This window comes from Agarivorans litoreus, assembly GCF_019649015.1.
Classification (GTDB): domain Bacteria; phylum Pseudomonadota; class Gammaproteobacteria; order Enterobacterales; family Celerinatantimonadaceae; genus Agarivorans; species Agarivorans litoreus.
This window is the reverse complement of sequence record NZ_BLPI01000001.1, coordinates 280,215-304,436: the sequence shown is the minus strand read 5'-3', so window position 1 is coordinate 304,436 and position 24,222 is coordinate 280,215. Positions and strand designations below refer to the sequence as shown.

The 24,222-nt window shown below is 43.5% G+C and carries 22 protein-coding genes and 1 other RNA gene; 16 read left to right on the top strand and 7 right to left on the bottom strand.

Annotation, left to right across the window (positions count from 1 at the left end; all coding sequences use genetic code 11):
* The first annotated feature begins 2 nt into the window (after nt 1-2).
* Genes lpxK through K5L93_RS01395 form a run of 4 tightly spaced genes read left to right on the top strand, consistent with a single transcriptional unit; the run spans nt 3 to nt 2,395 of the window.
* Nucleotides 3-983, top strand: coding sequence for a tetraacyldisaccharide 4'-kinase (gene lpxK / locus K5L93_RS01410; RefSeq protein ID WP_220718145.1), 981 nt, complete (start codon nt 3-5; stop codon nt 981-983).
* Nucleotides 973-1,161 (top strand): Trm112 family protein, encoded by a 189-nt coding sequence (locus tag K5L93_RS01405; RefSeq protein ID WP_016402548.1) that lies wholly within the window; start codon nt 973-975, stop codon nt 1,159-1,161. The genes lpxK and K5L93_RS01405 overlap by 11 nt, the downstream gene beginning before the upstream one ends.
* Nucleotides 1,158-1,892, top strand: a complete 735-nt coding sequence (gene kdsB, locus K5L93_RS01400; protein WP_220718144.1) for a 3-deoxy-manno-octulosonate cytidylyltransferase — start codon at nt 1,158-1,160, stop codon at nt 1,890-1,892. The genes K5L93_RS01405 and kdsB overlap by 4 nt, the downstream gene beginning before the upstream one ends.
* 26 nt (nt 1,893-1,918) lie before the next feature.
* Entirely contained in the window at nt 1,919-2,395 is a 477-nt protein-coding gene (locus tag K5L93_RS01395) for a DUF2947 domain-containing protein (RefSeq protein WP_220718143.1), read from the top strand.
* A 71-nt stretch (nt 2,396-2,466) separates the two neighbouring features.
* Here the strand turns inward: K5L93_RS01395 and gltA are convergent, their stop codons facing one another.
* Nucleotides 2,467-3,738 (bottom strand): citrate synthase, encoded by a 1,272-nt coding sequence (gltA, locus tag K5L93_RS01390; protein WP_220718142.1) that lies wholly within the window; start codon nt 3,736-3,738, stop codon nt 2,467-2,469.
* 371 nt (nt 3,739-4,109) lie between these two features.
* Between gltA and sdhC the strand changes: the two genes are divergently transcribed.
* The 8 genes from sdhC to sucD all read left to right on the top strand — a co-directional run bounded on the left by sdhC (nt 4,110) and on the right by sucD (nt 13,617).
* Nucleotides 4,110-4,517, top strand: coding sequence for a succinate dehydrogenase cytochrome b556 subunit (gene sdhC, locus K5L93_RS01385; RefSeq protein WP_373869981.1), 408 nt, complete (start codon nt 4,110-4,112; stop codon nt 4,515-4,517).
* Nucleotides 4,511-4,852, top strand: coding sequence for a succinate dehydrogenase, hydrophobic membrane anchor protein (gene sdhD, locus K5L93_RS01380; protein ID WP_016402543.1), 342 nt, complete (start codon nt 4,511-4,513; stop codon nt 4,850-4,852). Before sdhC ends, sdhD begins: the two co-directional genes overlap by 7 nt.
* 5 nt (nt 4,853-4,857) lie before the next feature.
* The gene (gene sdhA, locus K5L93_RS01375; protein ID WP_220718141.1) at nt 4,858-6,627 is read left to right on the top strand and encodes a succinate dehydrogenase flavoprotein subunit; all 1,770 of its coding nucleotides are present in this window, start codon (nt 4,858-4,860) and stop codon (nt 6,625-6,627) included.
* 10 nt (nt 6,628-6,637) lie between these two features.
* Nucleotides 6,638-7,351, top strand: a complete 714-nt coding sequence (locus K5L93_RS01370) for a succinate dehydrogenase iron-sulfur subunit (RefSeq protein WP_220718140.1) — start codon at nt 6,638-6,640, stop codon at nt 7,349-7,351.
* Nucleotides 7,352-7,475: 124 nt separating this feature from the next.
* Nucleotides 7,476-10,277: a 2-oxoglutarate dehydrogenase E1 component gene (sucA, locus tag K5L93_RS01365; protein ID WP_220718139.1), complete on the top strand. Its 2,802-nt coding sequence runs from the start codon at nt 7,476-7,478 to the stop codon at nt 10,275-10,277.
* A 21-nt stretch (nt 10,278-10,298) separates the two neighbouring features.
* Entirely contained in the window at nt 10,299-11,486 is a 1,188-nt protein-coding gene (gene odhB / locus K5L93_RS01360) for a 2-oxoglutarate dehydrogenase complex dihydrolipoyllysine-residue succinyltransferase (RefSeq protein ID WP_220718138.1), read from the top strand.
* Nucleotides 11,487-11,578: 92 nt separating this feature from the next.
* The gene (gene sucC / locus K5L93_RS01355) at nt 11,579-12,745 is read left to right on the top strand and encodes an ADP-forming succinate--CoA ligase subunit beta (protein ID WP_220718137.1); all 1,167 of its coding nucleotides are present in this window, start codon (nt 11,579-11,581) and stop codon (nt 12,743-12,745) included.
* Nucleotides 12,745-13,617 (top strand): succinate--CoA ligase subunit alpha, encoded by an 873-nt coding sequence (sucD, locus tag K5L93_RS01350; RefSeq protein WP_220718136.1) that lies wholly within the window; start codon nt 12,745-12,747, stop codon nt 13,615-13,617. Before sucC ends, sucD begins: the two co-directional genes overlap by 1 nt.
* A 44-nt stretch (nt 13,618-13,661) precedes the next feature.
* Here sucD and K5L93_RS01345 read toward each other — a convergent pair whose 3' ends face one another.
* Nucleotides 13,662-14,972: an IS4 family transposase gene (locus K5L93_RS01345; RefSeq protein WP_220718135.1), complete on the bottom strand. Its 1,311-nt coding sequence runs from the start codon at nt 14,970-14,972 to the stop codon at nt 13,662-13,664.
* Nucleotides 14,973-15,254: 282 nt separating this feature from the next.
* On the opposite strand from K5L93_RS01345, the gene K5L93_RS01340 reads away from it, so the two are divergent.
* On the top strand, nt 15,255-17,342 hold the full coding sequence (locus K5L93_RS01340; RefSeq protein ID WP_220718134.1) for an FtsZ/tubulin family protein: 2,088 nt from the start codon (nt 15,255-15,257) through the stop codon (nt 17,340-17,342).
* Nucleotides 17,343-17,391: 49 nt separating this feature from the next.
* Here the strand turns inward: K5L93_RS01340 and K5L93_RS01335 are convergent, their stop codons facing one another.
* Complete coding sequence (locus K5L93_RS01335) at nt 17,392-17,544, bottom strand: hypothetical protein (RefSeq protein WP_220718133.1); 153 nt, start codon at nt 17,542-17,544, stop codon at nt 17,392-17,394.
* A 461-nt stretch (nt 17,545-18,005) separates the two neighbouring features.
* On the opposite strand from K5L93_RS01335, the gene pfkA reads away from it, so the two are divergent.
* Complete coding sequence (gene pfkA, locus K5L93_RS01330; protein ID WP_016403613.1) at nt 18,006-18,968, top strand: 6-phosphofructokinase; 963 nt, start codon at nt 18,006-18,008, stop codon at nt 18,966-18,968.
* Nucleotides 18,969-19,033: 65 nt separating this feature from the next.
* Here the strand turns inward: pfkA and K5L93_RS01325 are convergent, their stop codons facing one another.
* Complete coding sequence (locus tag K5L93_RS01325) at nt 19,034-19,699, bottom strand: DUF547 domain-containing protein (RefSeq protein ID WP_220718132.1); 666 nt, start codon at nt 19,697-19,699, stop codon at nt 19,034-19,036.
* A 185-nt stretch (nt 19,700-19,884) separates the two neighbouring features.
* Between K5L93_RS01325 and ffs the strand changes: the two genes are divergently transcribed.
* An RNA gene (ffs, locus tag K5L93_RS01320) (signal recognition particle sRNA small type) lies at nt 19,885-19,981 on the top strand.
* Between the two features lie 531 nt (nt 19,982-20,512).
* Here ffs and K5L93_RS01315 read toward each other — a convergent pair.
* Both K5L93_RS01315 and mepA read right to left on the bottom strand, forming a co-directional pair.
* On the bottom strand, nt 20,513-21,199 hold the full coding sequence (locus tag K5L93_RS01315; RefSeq protein ID WP_220718131.1) for a pseudouridine synthase: 687 nt from the start codon (nt 21,197-21,199) through the stop codon (nt 20,513-20,515).
* Nucleotides 21,200-21,430: 231 nt separating this feature from the next.
* Complete coding sequence (gene mepA, locus K5L93_RS01310; RefSeq protein ID WP_220718130.1) at nt 21,431-22,285, bottom strand: penicillin-insensitive murein endopeptidase; 855 nt, start codon at nt 22,283-22,285, stop codon at nt 21,431-21,433.
* Nucleotides 22,286-22,419: 134 nt separating this feature from the next.
* On the opposite strand from mepA, the gene K5L93_RS01305 reads away from it, so the two are divergent.
* Nucleotides 22,420-22,935, top strand: coding sequence for a GNAT family N-acetyltransferase (locus K5L93_RS01305; RefSeq protein ID WP_220718129.1), 516 nt, complete (start codon nt 22,420-22,422; stop codon nt 22,933-22,935).
* Nucleotides 22,936-23,155: 220 nt separating this feature from the next.
* On the opposite strand, the gene K5L93_RS01300 is transcribed toward K5L93_RS01305, so the two are convergent.
* On the bottom strand, nt 23,156-24,085 hold the full coding sequence (locus tag K5L93_RS01300; RefSeq protein WP_220718128.1) for a polysaccharide lyase family 7 protein: 930 nt from the start codon (nt 24,083-24,085) through the stop codon (nt 23,156-23,158).
* Between the last annotated feature and the right edge of the window lie 137 nt (nt 24,086-24,222).

Below are 24,222 nucleotides of genomic sequence, written 5' to 3'. Positions count from 1 at the left end.
CAGTGAAGTTTTGGTATCAAGCTAAGCAGCAACATTGGATAAAAATTGTTTTATTGTTGCCGCTTAGCGGCTTATTTTACTTAGTTGCTAGCGCTCGCCGTTTAGCCTTTAAGCTATCTTGGTTTAATAGTTATCGCCCGCCGATCCCGGTTGCCATAGTGGGTAACATCAGTGTGGGAGGAAATGGCAAAACTCCCGTTGTATTAGCGCTGGTTGAAGCCGCAAAGCAGCGCGGTTATAAGCCGGCGGTTGTTAGTCGTGGCTACGGTGGCAAAGCGCCTCATTACCCTTTTCTTGTCAGCGCGGCCAGTCAGTCTTCTGAGTGTGGTGATGAGCCCTTACTTATTTATCAGCGAACAAAATGCCTAGTGATCGTAGATCCTAAACGCAGTGCAGCGTGCAAAGCTGCTGTTGAGCAGGGAAGTGATCTGATTATTTGCGATGACGGAATGCAGCACTATGCCTTGCAACGCGATATAGAAATAGCGGTCATTGATGCTCAGCGAGGTTTAGGCAATGGTTTGTGTTTACCTGCGGGTCCTTTACGTGAAACAGCCTCTAGGTTATCAGCGGTCGATTTGATTGTGAGTAATGGGGAGCCGCTGTTTAATGCCAATAGTTATTTATTGCAGTTACGAGCCAGTGGTTTGCGCCGTGTAAGCGATCAGCAACGAGTGAAGGATGTTACTAAGTTTGACGCGGCTATTGCCGGGATTGGCAATCCTCTGCGCTTTTTTGATTCACTTGCTACCTTAGGCTTTGATTGTAATAAGCAAGTCAGCTTAGATGATCACCAGCTCCTTAGTGAAGAACAGCATAAAGAGCTGCTTGAGAAACGTATAATCATGACAGAAAAGGATGCGATTAAATATCGTCATACAGCCGGTGATGAGTGGTATTATTTACCCGTGGATAGCGTGCTGCCTGATTCGTTTTATCAGCAATTCTTCTCATTGTTACAGGAAAAAATTCATGTCAGTTGAACATAATTTATTAGAAATTGTTGCTTGTCCATTGTGTAAAGGCAAGCTGCATTACGACAAACCTAATAACGAGTTAGTGTGTAAGTTTGACCGTTTAGCCTATCCCATTAAAGATGCTATTCCGGTTCTTTTAGTCAATGAAGCCAGAGAAATGTCAGCCAACGAGTTACCGCAATGAAATTTGTAGTGGTTATTCCAGCACGTTATCAGTCTACCCGTTTACCGGCTAAGCCACTGCAAGATATTGCGGGTAAAACGATGATTGAAAGAGTTTATCAGCAGGCCTGTAAATCAGGCGCTGAACGTGTAGTTATTGCAACTGATGATCAGCGTATTGTGGATGTTGCAGATGGTTTTGGTGCTGAAGTTGTGCTCACCTCCGCTTCACACGAATCGGGCACCGAACGCTTAGCTGAAGTGTGTGAAAAGTTGGCATTCTCAAACGATACTATTGTGGTTAACGTTCAAGGTGATGAGCCATTGATCCCACCTGCAGTTATTTCTCAAGTAGCTGGCTTACTCGAAGATGCGCCTGAAGTAAAAATGGCAAGTTTGTCTGTGCCTATTCATGAGGATACAGACATTCATGACCCTAACGTTGTGAAAGTTGTGTGCGATAAAGATGACCACGCCTTGTATTTCAGCCGCTCTGCAGTACCCCACGAGCGAGATGGAGATTGGCAATGTGAGCTGTATTCAAGGCATATAGGCATATATGCCTATCGCGCGCATTTTATTGGTGAGTATTTGCAACTTAGTCCGTCTCCCATTGAAAAGATGGAAAAATTAGAGCAATTACGTGTTCTTTGGCATGGTTATAAAATAAAAATGGCAAGAGCAATTGAAACGCCTGCTCATGGTGTAGATACGCCAGAAGACTTAGAAAAAGTTCGTGCTTTATTTGCGTGAGTACGCCAAATCGTTATAGAGAAGATATGAATTACATTCCCTTAAGTGAGCACAAAAAAGCTTGGATCTTTAGACGGGCAGATCTCCCCATAAGCAGTGAAGACAGCGCTGCAATTAAACCTATGACCGAGCCTCGAGCGAACCTGTTATGGAAAGACCTTGTGAGTAAACAAGTCGATCATCCAGATTTTTTTCGTAAGGGCGATTGGGCCTTTAATCTAGAAACTTGGACAGGGCAGGGTAACTGGGAAGCGGTATGGGATAGCGAGCAACTTGCGTTACCTGAGGAGCTGTTGACCCACTTAAACTGGCAAGACAATACAGTGGTTTATTATTGCAATGATCAACGAAACGTTATTGAAACCACTTGGTCGGTATTTAAACGTTGCTGGAAAAACTTTTTGTTCATGGATGATGGAGCGTTGTTAGTCGCTAAAAAGCGCACTGAAGTCGCCCAATTCCTTGCCAATGGTAGTTATCAATTTGGCAATAAGCCTGCTTAGCAGATAGCTTAAAAATTAATAAAAAACCGAAGCAAGTGCTTCGGTTTTTTTATGGCGCTAAGTAAGGCGATTTACTTGAACGGACGGTGCGGTTCGCCGGTGTATAATTGACGTGGACGACCGATACGTTGGGTCTCTTCTTCCATCATTTCTTTCCAGTGAGCTATCCAGCCAACTGTACGAGATAGAGCAAAGATTACAGTAAACATGCTTACTGGAATACCAATTGCCTTAAGAACAATACCTGAGTAGAAATCTACATTCGGGAATAGTTTTTTCTCTTTGAAATAAGGGTCAGAAAGCGCGATGCGTTCTAATTCCATTGCTACGTCTAGTAGTGGGTCATCGATGTTTAATTCGTTGAGCACTTCATGACAGCTTTCACGCATTACTGTAGCGCGAGGGTCGTAGTTTTTGTAAACGCGGTGACCAAAGCCCATTAAGCGGAATGGGTCGTTTTTGTCTTTAGCGCGTTCAATAAATTCTGGAATACGATCTACTGAGCCAATTTCTTCTAACATTGTTAGGCATGCTTCGTTGGCACCACCATGAGCAGGCCCCCACAAACATGCAATACCAGCAGCAATACATGCAAATGGGTTAGCACCAGAAGAACCCGCTAAACGTACTGTTGAGGTAGAGGCATTTTGTTCGTGGTCAGCATGCAATGTAAAGATACGGTCCATTGCACGTTCAACAACAGGGCTAACCTTATATTCTTCAGTAGGTACTGAGAACATCATATTTAAGAAGTTTGCTGCATAGCTTAAATCGTTGCGAGGGTATACAAACGGTTGGCCTGCAGAATACTTGTAGCTCATTGCGGCTAAAGTAGGCATCTTAGAAATTAAGCGATAAGCCGCAATTTCACGGTGACGCTCATTGGTAATATCCATCGAGTCGTGGTAGAACGCAGACAATGCGCCTACCACACCTACCATGATGGCCATAGGGTGCGAGTCACGACGGAAGCCTTGGAAAAAATGGATTAGTTGTTCGTGCACCATTGTATGGCGAGTTACAGTGGTTTTGAAGTTCTCATATTGTTCAACGTTTGGTCGCTCGCCGAACAAAAGAATGTAACAAACTTCAAGGTAATCAGCATGTTTTGCTAGGTCCTCGATTGAGTAACCCCGGTGTAACAATATACCTTGCTCACCATCGATATAAGTGATTTTTGATTCACATGAAGCTGTCGCTAAGAAACCTGGGTCAAAAGTGAAATACCCTTTTTTACCTAGTGTACGAACATCAATTACGTCATGTCCTGCTGTACCAGACATAATCGGCATCTCGTACGCCTCTTGGCCTGGCAGCGTTAGGGTGGCTTTATTGTCAGCCATAGCATGTCTCCCTTGCTTGTTCTAATTGTATTGTTTTTTGGATACAAAGCGCAGCACATTCTCACCTAGAACAAGGTCAAATGTCAATTGGCGTTGGTTGTGAAATATAGTGACTTATAGCGTTTATGTTAAATTTTCGAATTAAGTTGGCTGTTTCGTTGCGCTAAATTAGCTAAATGAAGGAAATGTTAATTGTATTTGTATAATGTGGGCGTTATACTTTGCCCGAAGTATGGCGCTAGTCCGAGCATTTTTTGCGCAATATAAATGTTAGTTTTTATACTTTAGTCTTAATTTAGGCCTTAAGTTCACAAAATTAACATTATCGCAACTCGCTGCTCTGTCCAGAGCCTCACTTTATAACCATAATAATACTCAAGGACCTGAGTGGGCAGAGAATCGTGAAAATAAAACAAAGACCAGTAAACCTCGACCTACAAACCATCAGATTTCCCATTACCGCAATTGCGTCCATCTTGCATCGTGTTTCCGGTGTGATTACTTTCTTCGCCTTGGCTATTTTGTTAGGCCTACTTGCTGAATCCCTTCAATCAGCAGAAGGTTTTGCGAATGTGCAATCCATAATGGATAACTTCTTCGTGAAGTTAATCATCTGGGCAAGTCTTAGCGCGTTGATGTATCACATTGTTGGTGGAATACGCCACTTGATCATGGACATGGGCTATTGGGAAGAGCTAGATAGTGCATCATCTAGCGCTAGAATCTCGTTCATTATCACTGCTGTACTGGCGGTACTAATGGGAGTAATCGTATGGTAACTAATGCTGCAACTTTTGGCCGTAGCGGCGTACATGACTTTTTGCTCATTCGCGCAACCGCCATTATTTTAACCCTGTATACAATCTACTTACTTGGCTTCTTCGCATTTAACGATGTGACATATCAGTCTTGGAGTGGATTTTTTGCTTGGCTTCCAACCAAAGTATTCACCTTACTTGCACTTTTATCGATGCTGATCCATGCCTGGATTGGTTTATGGCAAGTGTTAACTGACTATGTGAAGTGCACGGCATTGCGTGTTGGTTTACAGTTTTCTTTAACAGTTCTGGCGCTAATCTACGTAGCGACCGGGCTGTTTGTTATTTGGGGGTAAGTCGAGTGGCAATTTCTATTCGAGAGTTTGACGCCGTTGTTATCGGTGCTGGCGGCGCGGGAATGCGTGCTGCTTTACAGATTTCTGAAGAGGGCAAATCTTGCGCTCTAATTTCAAAAGTATTTCCGACCCGTTCTCACACTGTATCTGCTCAGGGTGGTATTACGGTTGCGTTAGGTAATTCACACAAAGATAATTGGCAGTGGCACATGTACGATACCGTTAAAGGGTCAGACTACATTGGTGACCAAGATGCCATTGAATACATGTGTAATGTAGGTCCTGAAGTTATTATCGAACTTGAAAAAATGGGTCTACCATTTTCTCGTTTTGATAACGGCTCAATCTATCAACGCCCTTTTGGTGGACAGTCTAAAGAGTTTGGTGGTGAGCAAGCTGCTCGTACCGCCGCTGCTGCAGACCGTACCGGCCATGCATTGCTACATACGCTGTATCAGCAAAACGTTAAAAAGAAGACCACTATATTCTCTGAGTGGTATGCCTTAGATTTAGTAAAAAATGCTGATGGTGATGTTGTAGGGTGTACTGCAATGGACATCGACAGTGGCGAAGTGGTTTACTTTAAAGCTAAAGCAACCGTATTAGCTACTGGTGGAGCAGGGCGTATTTTTGCTTCAACCACCAACGCACACATTAATACCGGTGATGGCGTGGGCATGGCGTTGCGTGCTGGCGTACCAATCCAAGATATGGAAATGTGGCAGTTCCACCCAACCGGTATTGCTGGTGCCGGCGTACTAGTGACCGAAGGCTGTCGTGGCGAAGGTGGTTACTTATTAAATAAGGACGGCGAGCGCTTTATGGAGCGCTATGCTCCAAATGCTAAAGACTTGGCAGGCCGTGATGTTGTTGCGCGCTCAATGATGACTGAAATTCGCGAAGGCCGTGGATGTGATGGACCTTGGGGCCCACACATCAAACTTAAAATGGACCATTTAGGCGAAGAAGTTCTAGAGAGCCGTTTACCGGGTATTTGTGAACTGTCTCGGACATTTGCGCACGTTGATCCTGTTAAAGAACCAATCCCCGTTATTCCAACGTGTCACTACCAAATGGGTGGTGTGCCTTGTAATGTAAACGGCCAAGCTATTACCCAAAATGAGAAAGGCGAAGACGAAATCATTAACGGCTTATTTGCTGTGGGTGAGATTGCTTGTGTATCGGTACACGGCGCCAACCGCTTAGGCGGTAACTCACTACTTGATTTAGTTGTGTTTGGTCGAGCTGCCGGTAAATTCTTAGGTGAATACCTAAACGAAGATATCAATATGGCAGATGCTACAGAAGCAGAATTAGATGCTGCCATGGCGCGTTATAATCGTTGGGAAAACTCGACTTCAGACGGTGAAGATCCAGTTCAAATTCGTAAAGACCTCCAGCAATGTATGCAGCTTAACTTCTCGGTGTTCCGCGAGGGCGAGTCTATGGCTAAAGGCCTAGAAGAGCTGCAGGTAATTCGCAAGCGTTTAGCTAATGCTCGTTTGGATGATAAGTCAAAAGACTTTAATACTCAGCGTGTAGAGTGCTTAGAATTAGACAACTTAATGGCAACTGCAATTGCCACAGCCCATGCTGCAAACTTCCGCACTGAAAGTCGCGGCGCGCATAGTCGCTTCGATTACCCAGATCGTGATGATGCACAATGGCTGTGCCATTCACTGTTTGATCCAGCTAGCGAGACAATGGGGCGTCGTGAGGTGAATATGTCACCAAACCTACGTGAAGCTTTCGAACCTAAAGTTCGCACATATTAAGGAGGCGGTAATGAACGTTAATTTTTCTTTGTACCGCTATAACCCGGATACTGATACTAAGCCAAATATGAAGTCATATCAGCTTGAGGTCCCTGAGGGCTCTGATATGATGGTACTAGACGCATTGATTTTGCTTAAAGAACAAGACCCTAGCATAGCTTTTAGGCGCTCATGTCGTGAAGGTGTTTGTGGTTCAGACGGCATTAACATGAATGGTAAAAACGGCTTAGCCTGTATTACGCCTCTGTCAGACTTGTTAGGTAAAGGTGACATTGTGATTCGCCCACTACCTGGTTTGCCTGTTGTACGTGACCTAGTGGTTGATATGGGGCAGTTTTACGATAACTATGCGCGAATTAAGCCATTCTTAATCAATGATGAACAAATTCCGCCTGCTCGTGAAAACTTGCAGAGCCCAGAAGAACGCGAAAAGTTAGACGGCATGTACGAGTGTATCTTATGTGCATGTTGTTCAACGTCTTGTCCTTCTTTCTGGTGGAATCCAGAAAAATTTGTTGGCCCTGCTGGTCTATTGGCAGCATATCGTTGGTTGGCAGATAGCCGAGATACGGCTACTGATGAACGTCTTGCAGAACTAGACGATGCCTTTAGCGTATTCCGCTGTCATGGCATTATGAATTGTGTAAGTGTTTGTCCTAAAGGATTGAACCCGACAAAAGCTATCGGCCACATTAAGTCGATGCTGATAAAACGGGCTGTTTAGCAAAAAGTTAATTTTTATAATTAGCTGGTTCTAAATAGCCATTTTACTTCGGTAGGATGGCTATTTTTTTATAAAACCCTAAAAAGTCATACAGTGACGTAGAAAATAAAGGGATAGCGTTTAAATGCAAAATGGCGTAATGAAGGCCTGGCTAGAGTCTTCGCATTTAGCTGGTGCTAATTCGACTTATGTGGAAGACCTCTATGAGGCATATTTAGAAGATCCTTCTTCTGTATCAGAACAATGGCAGGAAGTGTTCGCGGAACTTCCTGCTGTAGACGGCATATCTGAAGACACCCCTCACACTCCAATTCGTGATTACTTTCGCCGCTTAGCGAAAGATACTTCTCGGTTTAGCTCTCCAGTTGAAGATCCTCAACACGGAGCCAAACAGGTTAAAGTTCTGCAGTTAATTAATGCGTATCGCTTCCGTGGGCATCAGCATGCGCAACTGGATCCTTTAGGTTTATGGCAACAAGAACGCGTAGCCGACCTGTCTCCAGAGTTTCATGCTCTAGATAGCGCAGACTTTGAAGAAACGTTTAACGTAGGATCCTACGCCATTGGTAAAGAAACCATGGCTCTTAAAGATATACATAAGTCTTTGCTAAAAACTTACTGTGGTTCTATCGGTGCAGAGTATATGCATATTACCGATACTGATGAAAAACGCTGGATTCAAAGCCGTTTAGAGTCAGTAGAAGGGCAGGGCGACTTTACACAAGAAGACCGAATTCGCTTTCTTAAAAGCCTAACAGCAGCAGAGGGTTTAGAAAAATACCTAGGTGCTAAATTCCCAGGCGCAAAACGATTCTCGCTGGAAGGTGGTGATAGCCTGCTAGTGATGCTTAAAGAGATTATTCGCTCTGCTGGTATTCAAGGTACCAAAGAAGTTGTAATAGGCATGGCGCACCGCGGTCGCTTGAACGTGCTAGTAAACGTGTTGGGTAAAAATCCTTCTGAATTATTTGATGAGTTTGCTGGTAAACACGACGATACGTGGGGTACCGGTGACGTTAAGTACCACCAAGGCTTTAGTTCAGATTTTGCTACTCCAGGTGGCAATGTGCATATGTCCTTGGCTTTCAACCCTTCACACTTGGAAATTGTAAACCCGGTAGTGATGGGCTCCGTCCGTGCTCGTCAAGATCGCCGAGCAGGTGAAAACTGCTTACCGATTACCATCCATGGTGATTCAGCTATTGCTGGTCAAGGTGTGGTGCAAGAAACCTTTAATATGTCACAAGCTCGTGGCTTTAAAGTCGGTGGCACAGTGCGTATTGTGGTGAATAACCAAGTTGGTTTCACTACCTCTAATCCTCGCGATACTCGTTCAACGCAATACTGTACCGATATTGCAAAAATGGTGCAGGCGCCAATATTCCACGTAAATGGAGACGATCCAGAAGCGGTTGCTTTTGTTAGCCGTATGGCACTGGACTACCGCAATACTTTTAAGCGTGACGTGGTGATTGATTTGGTGTGTTACCGCCGCCATGGTCACAACGAGGCTGATGAGCCAAACGCAACTCAACCTTTGATGTATCAAAAAATCAAGAAGCACCCAACACCACGAAAATTTTACGCAGATGTGTTAGTAGAACGTGGTCAATTAGATAGTTCTGAGGCAACCGCCTTAGTTAATGGCTACCGTGACCAATTAGACAATGGTGACTGTGTTGTTGAAGAATGGCGCCCAATGACTGAACACAGTGTTGATTGGCGACCATACCTCGGTCACGAATGGGATATGGAGTACGATTCTTCATTACCTGTTAAAGTAATTCAAGATCTTGGCGAAAGGCTGACTAAGCTGCCAGAAGACCATAAGCTGCATCCCCGCGTTAAGAAAATTAACGATGATCGTCGCTTAATGGCTTTGGGCGAAAAACCACTGGATTGGGGTTTCGCTGAAAACTTAGCTTATGCAAGTTTACTTGATGAAAAACATAATATTCGAATTACCGGGCAAGACTCTGGCCGTGGAACATTTTTTCATCGCCATGCGGTATTGCATAACCAAATCGATGCTTCAACCTATGTACCATTAAAAAACCTCTCTGAAGGGCAAGGGCATTTAGCGTTATTTGATTCAGTATTATCTGAAGAAGCGGTGCTAGCGTTTGAATATGGTTATACAACTGCAGAGCCTTCTACTTTGGTTATATGGGAAGCGCAGTTTGGTGACTTTGCGAATGGTGCGCAAGTGGTTATCGATCAATTCTTATCATCTGGTGAGCAGAAATGGGGCCGTATGTGCGGTCTTGTGATGTTGCTGCCGCATGGTTACGAAGGCCAAGGCCCAGAGCACTCATCGGCGCGTTTAGAGCGTTATTTGCAATTGTGTGCAGAACACAACATGCAGGTGTGTGTACCGTCTACGCCCGCGCAGGTTTACCATATGTTGCGTCGCCAACAGGTTCGTCCTATGCGTCGTCCGTTAGTTGTAATGTCGCCTAAGTCTTTACTTCGTCATCCTCTAGCGGTGTCTAGCTTAGAAGAGTTAGCAGAAGGCCAGTTCCAAAATGCTATTGGTGAATTGGACGATATCGACCCAGCTCAGGTTCGCCAAGTAGTAATGTGTTCAGGTAAAGTATATTACGACTTGCTTGAGCAACGCCGCAAAAATCAACAAACTGATGTTGCTTTGGTACGTATTGAGCAGTTGTATCCGTTCCCCGACCAAGACGTGAAACAAATTTTTGAACAATATCAACATGTAGAAAGATTTGTTTGGTGTCAGGAAGAACCGCTTAACCAAGGTGCCTGGTATAGTAGCCAGCATCACTTTAAATCTGTAATCCCTGCCGGAGCTGAATTACGTTATGCTGGTCGACCTGCATCTGCGTCTCCTGCGGTTGGGTATATGTCTCTTCACTTAAAACAACAACGCGCTCTAGTTACTGATGCGTTGACAGTTGAATAATAAAGAATAAAGGAAGCCTTAATGAGCATTGAAATTAAAGTGCCAGACCTACCTGAATCAGTAGCTGATGCAACAATTGCCACTTGGCACAAGCAGCCTGGTGACGCAGTAGAGCGTGATGAAGTAATCGTTGATATCGAAACAGATAAAGTTGTACTTGAAGTACCCGCATTGGAAGCTGGTGTACTTGAAGAGATTGTTGAAGCAGAAGGTGAAACGGTACTTGCTCAGCAAGTTATCGGTAAGATGAAAGCAGGCGCAGTTGCTGGCGAAGAAGTAAGTACTAAAGCTGCTGACGCCGGCAACGATAAAGCTGATAGCGGTGAAGAGTTATCGCCTTCTGTACGTCGTTTAGTGGCAGAGAAGGGTATTGACGCGTCTGCAATTAAAGGCTCTGGCCCAAATGGTCGTATAACTAAAGAAGATGTAGAAGCACATATTGCTAAACCTGCGGCGGCCGCCAAAGAAGCCAAAGTCGAAGCGACTGCACCACAAGCGCCGCTATCTTCGCGTAGCGAAAAACGTGTAGCTATGACACGTTTACGCAAACGTGTTGCTGAGCGTTTGTTGGAAGCTAAAAATACCACTGCAATGTTAACAACCTTTAATGAAGTTAACATGAAGCCAATTATGACTTTGCGTAAGCAATATCAAGACGTATTTGAAAAGCGTCATGATATTCGTTTAGGCTTTATGTCTTTTTACGTAAAAGCAGTTGTTGAAGCGTTAAAACGCTTCCCGGAAGTTAACGCGTCTATCGACGGTGATGAAATTGTTTACCACAATTACTTTGACGTAAGCATCGCTGTATCAACACCGCGCGGCTTAGTAACGCCTGTGCTGCGTGACTGTGATTTGCTAAGCGTTGCAGATATAGAAAAAGGGATTCGTGAACTGGCTATTAAAGGTCGTGATGGTAAGTTAACCGTTGATGAATTAACCGGTGGTAACTTTACAATTACTAACGGTGGAGTATTTGGCTCATTAATGTCTACGCCAATTATTAACCCTCCACAAAGTGCTATTTTGGGCATGCACAAAATTCAAGATCGGCCTATGGCAGTGAACGGTCAGGTAGAAATTCTACCGATGATGTACTTAGCGTTGTCTTACGACCACCGTTTGGTAGATGGAAAAGAGTCTGTTGGTTTCTTAGTAACCATTAAAGAGTTACTCGAAGACCCAACACGCTTATTGCTCGACGTATAATAAAAATTTGTATTGGGCCTGGCTTTCAGGCCCTTATTCGGAAAGGTGTTCAGCACCTCTAATGTATCCCCTAACACTATGGATAGAACATCATGAATTTGCATGAATATCAGGCCAAGCAATTATTTGCCGACTATGGTTTGCCAGTGCCAGAAGGTTACGCCTGTGATACCCCACATGAAGCGGCCGAAGCAGCTGTCAAAATCCCTGGCTCTACATGGGTAGTAAAAACTCAGGTTCACGCGGGTGGACGCGGTAAAGCCGGCGGCGTAAAAGTAACGTCTGATAAAGAAGAAATTAAGGCATTTGCTCAACAATGGTTAGGCAAAAACTTAGTCACGTATCAAACTGATGCTAATGGTCAACCAGTATCAAAAATTTTAGTAGAAGAAGCCTCTGATATCGCTAACGAACTTTACCTTGGTGCGGTTGTTGATCGTGCAAGTCGTCGCGTTGTATTTATGGCATCAACTGAAGGCGGCATGGAGATTGAAAAAGTTGCCGAAGAAACGCCGGAGCTGATCCACCAAATGGCTATTGACCCGCTAGTAGGGCCTCAGCCATACCAAGCGCGTGAACTAGCATTTAAACTGGGCTTAGAAGGTGCTCAAATTCGTCAATTCACTAAAATCTTTGTTGGTCTTGCAGAAATGTTTACCGATCTTGATTTGGCGCTTTTAGAAATTAACCCGTTAGTTGTTACCGGTAGTGGTGACCTAGTTTGTCTAGACGGCAAAATTAACATTGATTCTAATGCTCTATACCGCCAACCTAGATTACGAGAAATGCATGATCCTTCGCAAGAAGACGAGCGCGAAGCTCACGCTGCCCAATGGGAGCTTAACTACGTAGCGCTAGATGGTAGCATTGGTTGTATGGTGAACGGCGCTGGCTTAGCAATGGGGACCATGGATATCGTGCAATTGCATGGTGGCTCTCCTGCTAACTTTTTAGATGTAGGCGGCGGCGCAACTAAAGAACGTGTTACCGAAGCATTTAAAATCATTTTGTCAGACGACAAAGTAAAAGCCGTTTTGGTAAATATTTTTGGCGGTATTGTACGTTGTGACTTAATTGCCGATGGGATTATTGGCGCAGTAGAAGAGGTTGGTGTAAGTGTACCAGTTGTTGTTCGCCTAGAAGGTAACAACGCTGAACTAGGTACTCAACGTTTGGCTGAGTCAGGCCTTAACATTATTGCAGCTACCAGCTTAACAGACGCTGCAGAGCAAGTAGTTAAAGCAGCGGAGGCCAAATAATGAGCATCTTAATCGACAAAAACACTAAAGTGATCTGTCAAGGTTTCACTGGCGGCCAAGGTACATTCCACTCAGAGCAAGCTATTGAATACGGCACGCAAATGGTAGGTGGTGTATCACCAGGTAAAGGTGGTCAAACTCACTTAGGTCTACCTGTATTTAACACAGTAAGAGAAGCCGTCGAGGCAACTGGCGCAGATGCTACGGTAATTTACGTACCAGCTCCTTTCTGTAAAGACGCTATTTTAGAAGCAATCTCAGCTGGCATTAAAATTATCATCACTATTACCGAAGGCATTCCAACTTTGGATATGTTAGAAGTTAAAGTTAAGTTAGATGAAGCTGGCGCACGTATGATTGGCCCTAACTGTCCGGGTGTGATTACCCCAGATGAATGTAAGATTGGTATTATGCCAGGTCACATTCATAAAGCTGGTAAAGTTGGTATTGTATCTCGTTCAGGCACACTTACTTACGAAGCCGTTAAGCAAACTACCGACGAAGGTTTTGGTCAGTCTAGCTGTGTTGGTATTGGCGGTGACCCAATTCCTGGCTCTAACTTCATCGACATTTTGGAAATGTTCCAAAATGATCCAAAAACTGAAGCAATCGTAATGATTGGTGAGATTGGTGGTAGTGCGGAAGAAGAAGCAGCAGCTTACATTAAAGCAAATGTAACCAAACCAGTTGTTTCTTATATTGCAGGTGTTACTGCTCCTCCGGGTAAGCGCATGGGGCACGCTGGTGCCATTATCGCTGGTGGTAAAGGTACTGCTGCAGACAAGTTTGCTGCTTTAGAAGATGCCGGAGTCAAAACAGTACGTAGTCTTGCCGATATTGGTAAAGCATTGCGTGAAGTTACCGGTTGGTAATTTTAGACTCAATGCAATAAGGCGCCTCAGGGCGCCAATGCCGTTCACTTAAGGTGAACGGCATTTTTGTTTCTAGCGTATCGCTGCGGTCTGGGCTTAACGCACCTTGGAAAGGTTCGTTCTCGCCTTGGCGGAAGAATGAGGCTTTCTGCCATCCCATAAAAATGCTTGAGCTGCCGAGGAATTGCCCCTGGGCTGGAATAAGGCAGTCCTACCAATAACCTCATGACATGCGCTAACGCGCCATTGAAACTCAGCTGGTAAGGCAAGTAGCTCCCTTTCAACACAAAGCACATTTCAACCATTTGATACCGTATCAAATTATAGCTCAGCAAAATGCCCCATAACTCTTGGCGCACCAGCTCCGGTTTACGGCTTCTGAGTGTCAAACGCCTTCCCAACATAAACTGTTTTTGCTCTCGGTATCCCAGTTCGATTTCCCAACGGTGTCCATACAATGAACCAATATCTGCTGCGGGAAAGCGCATCGGGTCAATCATAGAAGTGAGTACCTCAAATGTCTTGCCATTGATTTTGCGGGTCACGAGACGAGCTGTCATCGTTTCGGATAGTTCTGGCCATAACTTACGCGCTCTAGGATTACTAGTAAGGGTGACAAGTTTATCGTTACGCCCAAAGCTTCTCTGCACGGTATATTGAGTGTTTTTCTTTAATGGCAGAAGCCAGTGGCGCTCTGTACCTGCACTCTGCCAAGCATGTAGTAACCCCATCGAATAAAAGCCACGGTCGAACATCGTTAGGCTATGGTCTGGCGTATCTTTAATCAGCTTTTCGGCTAACACCATTTCGTTGACGTTGTAGTCGTCGAAAGCACTGGCGGTGATGAGATGTGTGCTTAACTCCATCTGACACACCATGCGCACTTGTGGGTATTGTGTGCCTTTAGGTCGAGAAAATGCATCGCTGTTCTCTTTAGAATCATCAGTACGCCAAGTGACACCATCAACACCGAGTAGCGTTAAACCATTCCAGTGAGCGAAGTTGGCTTGTTGGCACCAGCGCTTTGACATGAGTTGAAAGACATCGTGTATCGCTTGTTCGCCTAGCTGTTTACGCCGTTGCGTGAGTGCACTTGGCGCAACGAAAGGCTTACCTTCACGGTCAACAATATCGAGCTGATTCACGATATTGGCTATCGATTTGTCATTATAAAGCGCCATTCCAACAAGCAACCAGACCAGTGACTCAAGCGACAGCTTGCGTTTTCTCAGCGTAACCGTATCGGACAAAGCATAGGCATCATTAATGAGCTCAAGGGGTAACAAATCAGCCAGTGTTTCAATTTGATTGGGCTTCCAGTCATTGATGATGTTGAGTGCTTGTGAGACGTCCATAAACGAAAAAATCCGATGCCATTAATAACATCGGATTTTGCTATACCTAGAAAGATCGTCAATGGTTCTGTCTTAACTGATCGGCATTAGCCTCAGGGCGCCTTTTTTATTGCTCGATTCTTACTAGCTCATTAGTGTTTACCCTGCAAAGAATTTTACGCGACTTGCTGCTATCACATTAACTAGTGATAGCGGGCTGAATAACTTGCTTTTAAGGCGCGAATGAACAAGGATGAAGAGATAAAAATAATATAATTACTAGACTAACAACAAGGATGAACTATGAAGGATTCTCTTCCTATAGAACATTTGTATTACACCGAAAGTAGCCTAGAGAAAATCCTAGGTAACCTCGATAAAGTTAGACAGAATATCTTTCCTAATCTATCAGAAGAAAAAGACTTATTAGAACAAAGCTTCCCATCTGTTTGCTTAATAGGTCTTGGCCGTTGCGGGTCAAATATTGCACTTGATGTAGCCACTTTGGTATACAACTCCCGTAATCACTACCTTAACGAGTTAGAGTATCAAGACCAACTCGCTCAGGAACGTGAATTTAAACCCATGCGTTGGATTAAAAATCATTTGCCACTAGATAGTGGAAATGGTGATAACCCAGTATTTTTGATTGAACCCGTGGTATTGGTGGGTGATTTAGACAAAGATATTGCAGGACGTATTAAGTACTCCTCACAAGCCGGTCGCCAAAAGTTTCTAGATGAATATAAGAAGCTCCAGTTGATGGACTTATCCGAAGTACACGCCGGAGGCGCAGGTAACGCGCCAATCTTAGGCCAGTACTTAGCTAAGATTATTTTAAATAAAGAAACTGCTAGCTTTAGAAATGAAGATTGGCGCCACATTCACTCTTACTTGGTTGACTCCTGTGGCATTAAAGCTAACCAATCGCGCCTCTACTTCTACATTTTTAGTGCCGGTGGTGGTACTGGTTCTGGCATGGCTTCTGAGTTTGGTCTGGCGCAGCAGTTTTCTTACTTAAGTAAAACCTTTGATTATCAAGTGTCGCCATCTAATCAACCCGATAAACGCGATTCTTTTGTTTTTGAACCCATCTTCACTTCGGGCATTTGTATCCTGCCTAATATCTCGGGTAGCAGTATCGAGGTGTCTGAAGCACTACATATCAACGCCGGTCGTTTGTTATGTAAGTACCTTTCTGAAGAGTGGGATTTCTCGTATAACGTAGAGCGTGAAAGTAACGATACACCAGAAGATGTAATGAAGCGGATCCGCCCTTGGAATTCTATGATGTTAATTTCTAATGACATCATGCGTTATGTAGAGCAAGAAGAGAGCGATAATGGCAAAGATATAGATGTAAATACTATGGAGAAATATGCTAACCAGTATATCTCCCAACAAATATTTAATATCTTAACAGCTCAGGCAGTAACCACAGATTACGACGAAAATTATTTCCGCCGTGCAGGTATTGATATCTCGGAAACCGTACGCCTAGATGCTAATGATTTGTTCATGAGTATGGCGGGGCCTGTTGCGGTTGCCTATGCAGAGAGCGTGGTAAATAAATCGGTAAATGATGATGTAGACATTGATGAGCTATTTTTCCGTTCCATTGATTTGCCTCACTTTAATCGTGATACTCAAGCTATTGAAGGTATTAGCATTTTACCTATCGAGTCGCAGCGTTATAAACAGTCACTGAAGAGGTACCAAGACAGTCAATATAATGCAGAAGAGCTAAATGAATTGCACTTTTTCAAGCATTGTTCGTCGGTAATCTCGATAATTTCTTTGCCAAAAGACTACAAGCTCTCGTTTATGGATTTAAATAAGCTTAAAGTTCATATCAACAAACTTTTCCCTAACACTACGCTTAAACGTTATGCGCTTGTTATCGGTGCTTCTGCAAACCTTTCTCTAACAACATTAGTTGCAAAAAGCCCTTGCCTAAGTGACGACTTCTTAACCTTAGTCGTGGCTTATATTAAGCGTTGTTTTGCGAAAGAAGAGTACCGTTATAACGATGATATCGACCAAGCAATACTGCGCTTTATTACCCAAGATGAGTTTAAGCCAGAAGAGTTACAAGAGTTCTTATGGGAGTTTGAAAACCCAGCCAAGATCTTAGATACCAATTGGTATGCTATTAAGCCAATGTATGAAAAGAAATATCGAGAGTTAATTGGTGAAGCTGATAAGTTTGTATCGATTAACGATATTCGTTTGGACTTTAAGAATGTGGAAAATGCGATTAAATATTTGCGTGAAATTTATCGACACCGCATTAGCAAAACCAACATTCTATCTTTGGATAATGATGCCGGCGGAGTTATTCATTTATCGCCAGGATTACACTCGATAGAGCCTGTGGCCGAATCCAAATAAACACTAAAAAAGGGGCTTTAGCCCCTTTTTTATGTATACACCAAGCAAATTAGTTATTGCCTAAGCTTTCGCGGTCTAATGCTAACTCTAGTGCTTCGGTTGCAAGGTTTTGCTCTTGCTGGCGTAGTAAGTTGTAGTTCTCTACAGCGCGGCGATTGGTCGCTACGTTTCGTTCGATAGCATATTGAAGATCAGTCTTCATGGGATTCCCTATATATACGATGATCAAACTTATGACCTTATGGTCGACACAAGTTTGAGGGCGCAATGTTACACAAATGTGAAAGAAAGGTGAAGTGTTTACTTTGTGTTTTGAGCCCGTTTGCCGCTTAATTGCTCAAAATAAGCAGAAAGCCAAATTCCTTCTATAATCGGGGGCAAGCCTTGTGATTATACTTGGACAAGGATGAAAATTTGTTTCAAAATGTGGGCGTTATCTGATTAGGGTCATAAAACTTTTACCCTTTGCGTGGCAAAATGCGCGCTCATAAAAACAGTGGATTGGAATTGTGAAGTCGCCGATTCTAGTGCTGTTTAAAGAATATTTGTTGTTTCGTGCAGCCAAGTTAAGCCAATAAAAGCAAAAAAGCATTAAAAGGCAGGCACGAAGGAATTGTTGAATTATTACGTAAGTTTTGGTCAGTTCAGCTTTGTGAGGGAATGATGGTTAAGAAAATTGGTGTTTTAACAAGTGGCGGCGACGCTCCTGGTATGAATGCTGCGGTACGTGCAGTTGTGCGTAGTGCGTTATCTAAAGATATTGAAGTATACGGTGTATACGACGGTTACATGGGCTTATACGAAGACAACATTAAGAAGTTGGATCGCTACAGCGTTTCTGATGTTATCAACCGTGGTGGTACGTTCTTGGGCTCAGCTCGATTCCCAGAATTTAAAGAACTTGCTACCCGTGAAGTAGCAGTAGAGAACATGAAGAAACACGGCATCGAAGCGCTTGTAGTAGTGGGCGGTGACGGTTCTTACATGGGCGCTAAAAAGCTAACTGAAATGGGTTTCCCATGTATTGGTTTACCAGGCACTATCGACAACGATATTGCAGGTACTGATTACACCATCGGTTTCGATACTGCACTAAACGTAGTGATTGACGCGATTGACCGTATTCGTGATACCTCTTCTTCACACAACCGCATTTCTGTTATCGAAATTATGGGGCGCTACTGTGGCGACTTAGCCATGCAAGCTAGCATCGCCGGTGGTGCAGAGTACGTGATTATCCCAGAAAAGGGTTTTGATCGTGAAGAGCTATTAAACAGCCTTAAAGATGGTCAGAAAAAAGGTAAGAAACACGCTATTGTTGCGATTACCGAGCATATCACTAACGTGAATGAGTTAGCTGCTGGTATCGAAATGGCCACTGGTCGCGAAACTCGTGCAACCATTCTTGGCCACATTCAACGTGGTGGCACGCCAACAGGTCGTGACCGCGTAATGGCTAGCCGCATGGGTGCATACGCCGTAGACCTACTGCTAGAAGGCGAAGGTGGACGTTGTATCGGTATTCAAAACAACAAGATGGTTCATCACGACATCATCGATTGTATTGAAAACATGAAACGTCCATTCAACGAAGAGTTGTACGACTTATCTAAATGCTTGTTCTAAGCACTTAGCACTGTTAAAAAAGCCCGCAATAGCGGGCTTTTTTGTATCTGCAATATACCCTGTTATTAGCGATAGTCGTTTAACGACCAATCGTAATCTAGATAAGAAATTTTCGCTTGTTTTACTTGCTCCGGGCTAATGCGTAAATCTGCCGCATACTGGCTTAAGTAGCTATTAAGGCCACCCTCAAAATCGCCTTTATACCATTTAAAAATAGACGATAGGTATAAGCGCTTTTTGTCTGCGTCATAATAGTTTTTATTGCTATGTAAAAACTCTCTAAACGCTTGGGTGAGTTGTTGCTCAACGGCATCACCAGTAAATGCCACGCTCTGCAGCGGAGGGCAGCTAATAGCAGCACATACTACTGCGGCATGAATGTGTGGATTATTGTAACCTGGGCGAATTAGATCGTGTTCGATATGATCAAGGCTGACTTTCTCGCCAAACAGCATAAAGCGTTTTTTCTTCCAGGGTGACTGAAACAAGTTACCTAAATCGCGAATAGAAGTAATGTTAGGGTAGGCGCTAAGAATGTACTGCACGGTGTAAGCGTTGTAGGCATTAATCAGAAACGCCAGTTGCTCGTTCTCAGACCAAGCATCAAATTCGCTTTGGCTAATGCTCGCCAGTTTGTCTAAGTAAGCCTGTAACTCTTGTTGATCAAAGTTGGCGTAGTCTACGCGACTTTCTTGATTAGCCACTGGCCAATGTACGAATTCTTTTAGCAATCCATCCCACTTCGCGTGATCAAAAGCTTCTGCTAAGGCCAGTGGCGAAGATATTAAACTAAGAAGGATTAAAACTTGAGCAAACAAACGCTTTGCAGGGTTAAAAAGCGCTTTTAGCGTTTGCAAAACAACAAGGCTTAAGCGAGAATAGCCTCGCTTCTTCGGAAGCTCATCTATGGTGGCCCTATTGGTCCTCCCGCATTGATACTCTGTGAACTCGGCCAGGCCCGGAAGGGAGCAACCGCAGCAGACGACTCGAGTGCCGGGATGTGGCTGGTAGGGTTGCCACCCAATCTTATAAGCCGCTAATGTAATAAGATTTCTCAAACTTTTTCCTTCTGAATTTAACTAGTATTTGTTTAGCATAATTTAGCTTTACGGTGTCTATCTATATGCGTAGCTAATTCCTAACTATCTATCTAGACAGAGAATAGCTTAGAAAACTTCCTAGTTTTCTTTCTAATTATTAGTTCATCTCCTTTACTTGCCAACTCGAAGCATTGTTACCTCTTGTCACCGAGTTACTCCAGTAACTTACTTCTTTGTGTTTACCCTAAAATTCACAATGGCTCCGTTAAAACAAACTGCGCTTAGTTAAAGGCTTAGCCGCTGTTTATGCCAGTGGCGAGGTTCTTAGTGGCCGATAGCTTTGCTTGGCGCTCGTTAACTAGCCTAGTAGCGCCGGTTAGCGCTATTGCCTTAGTTGTTGGTTTACCTTGCTTAGTAAAAAGTCAAAAGTGGTTATTCAAAGGCACTTATTGTCTTAAGTGTCTTTTCATCGAGAATTGCTGGTGATTGCATGCTTAAAACTTTTTAAGAGAAGTAATCGATTTCTTGTTGGTTTAGTGCTCGCCATTGTCTCGGTGCAATGTCCAATACAATGTCGGCAATTTGTTGTCGGTGCAGTGCCTTAACGCGGTTGCCGGTGGCAGCAAACATTCGTTTTACTTGATGAAACTTGCCTTCGCAAATACTTAGTTCAACTTTGGTGGAGCTTAAAGCTTTAACAACAGCTGGTAGTGTGGCTTTAGCTTCTCCTTGAAGAACGATGCCTTTTTCGAGTTGTTTAATGGCTTTGCTGGTAATGGGTTTAGCAAGTGTTACTTGATAAACCTTAGGGCAGTGTTGCTCAGGGCGAGTTATAGAAAATGACCACCTGCCGTCATCGGTAGCTAATACTAAACCAGTGGTATTGACGTCTAAGCGTCCGGCAATATGCAGCTGCTCATTTTGGTTTAGCCCAACGGCACTAAAAACCGACGGATAAGCTTCGTCTTTATTAGAGCAAATACACCCAGCTGGTTTGTGGATCATAAAATACTGAGAGGGGCGGGCAAATAAGCGTTCACCTAATAATTCTATTTGATTGTTCTCGTGCACCTGCATCGCCGCATCTGTAATCGTTTTCTGGTTAACGAGTACCTGCTGATGGCTAATGACTAATCTTGCCTGAGCAAGATCAAGCCTAGTGCTTTTGCAAATAAACTTGTCTAGTCGCATAAATTTTCATACCAATCCCACTAAATAACTGTTCATTTTTTCTAGTTAAAATACTCGATAACTACCTTTGAATTTTTGATTGTAGAATAACTATTTTCGAAAAATTCCGCCTTATTCTCGAATATTGTTTCTGCGCTATTTCTGGTCATTATTTAGTGTGATTGGTATTACAGTATCGAAAAACTGCACGAAGTATAACTAAATCCCCGCTAGAGTAGGGATTAAAGTTGTCTAATGTAGGAAAAGGTGTTGGCTTGCCTGCAAAGTTTTAACCAAGGGCTCGCAAGGTAGCGGTTTTACTTTTAAAGGTTTAGGTTTATGCGGTTTACTAAAACTAGGTGTTTTGGCAAGCCGTTCTTTCCACCAGCTTAACTCGTCACAGCCATGACCTTTTGCTATTGGTTTTTGGTTCTTACATAGTGTATCACCCGCTGGGCAAGCTAAACGTACATGCATATGGGAGCTATGGCCCCACCAAGGCCGTACTTTTTGTAACCAGTCATCAGTGGCTTCGCGTTCATCACACAGTTGTTGTTTAATAATTGGGTTAATAAAAATACGCGCAACCCGCTGGTCTTGAGCTGCGACTTTTAGCATGGTTTTATGCTCATTTTTCCAAGTGTTTTTATTGATCACCAAATTTTTCTTGTCTACCACACTTACCGCATAAGGGCTGGCTAGTTGTTTGGTTACCAGTAAATCATCTTCTAGTCGTAACCAAATGTCCACGTCTAAGCCAATTTGGTGGCTACTATGCCCATAGTTGAATTGGCCTCCTCTTGGCATCGACATGTCTGCTATCAAAATATTGTTAATGCCTTGGCTGCGCAGTTGTTTGGCGTAATCACGAATAAATGCGATAAGGCTTGGGTGGCCATAAAAGCGATGACGTTGGGCGCGAATAACTTGATAGCCTTCGCCAGCTAAGGGAAGTGCTTTTGCTCCGGCTAGGCAGCCGTTGGCGTAGCTACCAATTGCAGCAGCTGGGGCTTGATAGGTGCTGGTGGCCTGTTCCCAGGGGTTGTATTGGGCTTGTGCGGTGCAGCAAGCAGCAAGTAACACCAGAGCGGCAGATAAACTCTTCATTCCGTTTGGCTCTCCCTATAGCGTCTACCTGCTAGTGTAGTCGCCTTTGCTAGTGGTTTCCGTTACATTTGTGCAATGTGCTGTTCGCTAAGCATTACTTGGCATCAATTATAGATAGGTGAATGAGAGAGTGAATGTATTCTGAAACGAGCTTTTCCACTGAACGTTTACAGGTAGGCAAGGTTTTTTGTGAGGATGTATCCAAGCAAGACTTTGGCTTTTTATTGCGTATTGTAGAACTGCTAAGGCCGGCAGTGGTAGAGGCTTTACCGCCGCATTTCCAGCACATAAATAATGAAAAAGATGCTTTGCAGTGGTTAAACACGCTGTGTTCAGAAAGCCAGCTTTTTGCCGTTTCGATTAATGACCAAGCGCTCCCCATCGGTTTTTTGTTTGTACATGAGCAAAGAAAAAGCACTGTTCATATAGGCTATTTATTGGGTGAGGCATACTGGCGACAAGGCTTTGCCAGTGAGTTGTTAAGTGGCTTTATAAAATGGGCGAAACAACATACAGCATACTGCTGTTTAGTCGCGGGAGTTAATGTTGAGAATCAAGTATCCCAGCGCTTATTGCTTAAATTGGGTTTTGTTTTGCAAGCAAGTCGTGATGCTAATACTCAAACATACCATTATGATTATCGGCTTTGATTTAGCCTAAGTTACTGTATTTTAATTCTTTATTTTCACTTATCAATCTGATGCTTACGTGCTCTATTGCTGGAGCTAGTGCCATTTGGCTCTTGGGTGATGCCGGTTGATTCCACTTTAACGTTGGTAAACGTTTTTAATTACAAAAAGTGGGGCAGAGGGGAAATAAAAACGCGTTGAAACAAGCTTCAACGCGTTTTTAGTTTTGGTTCGCTCGGAACTACTTAGCAGAGCCGTGGCTTACATCTAAGCTGTAGAAGGTTGCTTGAACATAGTCCTCTGGGTTGCCAGAGCGGTTTTGGTTATAAACACCAGCTTTAAAATACATCCACTGATCTTTCAAGCCGTAGCCTGAGTTCTGCATATCAACCTTTTGTACAACATCAGCCTTACCTTCGCGGCTTATGGTTACCGTCATGTCAGAGCCATTAATATCAATCTCGTAGGAGAATTTTTCACCTAAGGCGATACCATCATTGTATGCCTTTGGAATATCTTTATCTTTTTGCTTCCAGTAATTTGGCTTAGTTGGACCAATCATCGGAAAAATGATGTCGTCTCCACCATTTGGCTCATGACTAATCCATACCGAACCGGTTTCATGGTTAGGAAGTTTGCGGTAGTAGATTTTAACGGGTTCATCATCTGGGGCATGAATTTGACCAATAATGACTCGACCTTGTTGCCAAATTTCACCGGTAGAGGTGACGTGATCGACAGATAAGGTGGCTTTTAAGTTACCATCTATACCCGCCGCATTTTTTAATGACTCAGCTGACTCGTTATGACTAAATACCCAGTTGTTGCCATTAACGCCTTTTGTTTTATGGCTAGTATCACCACAGCGCATCATTTCACGAAGTTCCGAGCGAACATACTTGGTATTTTTAGAGGTTTTAATACCTTGAATCGGTGAGCGAAAAACCACACCGTCTTTTGCTTCGTTTACGTAAAAGTAATCTTCATGCATTGCGCCTTTAGCAATCTCTTTCTCGCTAAACTCGGTAGGGCGGTCACCATTGTCCAAAGACACTGGTAAAGTTACTTTCCAACAAGATAGATCTAATACTTCTGCTGGCGTAGTCGTGGCCGCAGATAGGCTGGTGCTTAGCGCGCCTAGCATCATAACAACAAGAGTTTTTATTTTCATTCGCTTACCTATAGCTTGTTTATTGAATTATTGTACTACAATATATTTATGATGCTTCTCAAAAAAAGAAGGTCAATTAGCGCGTTAATTATTTGAGACATCAAACTGGATTAGGCCGGATTTTAAGCTATTAAATG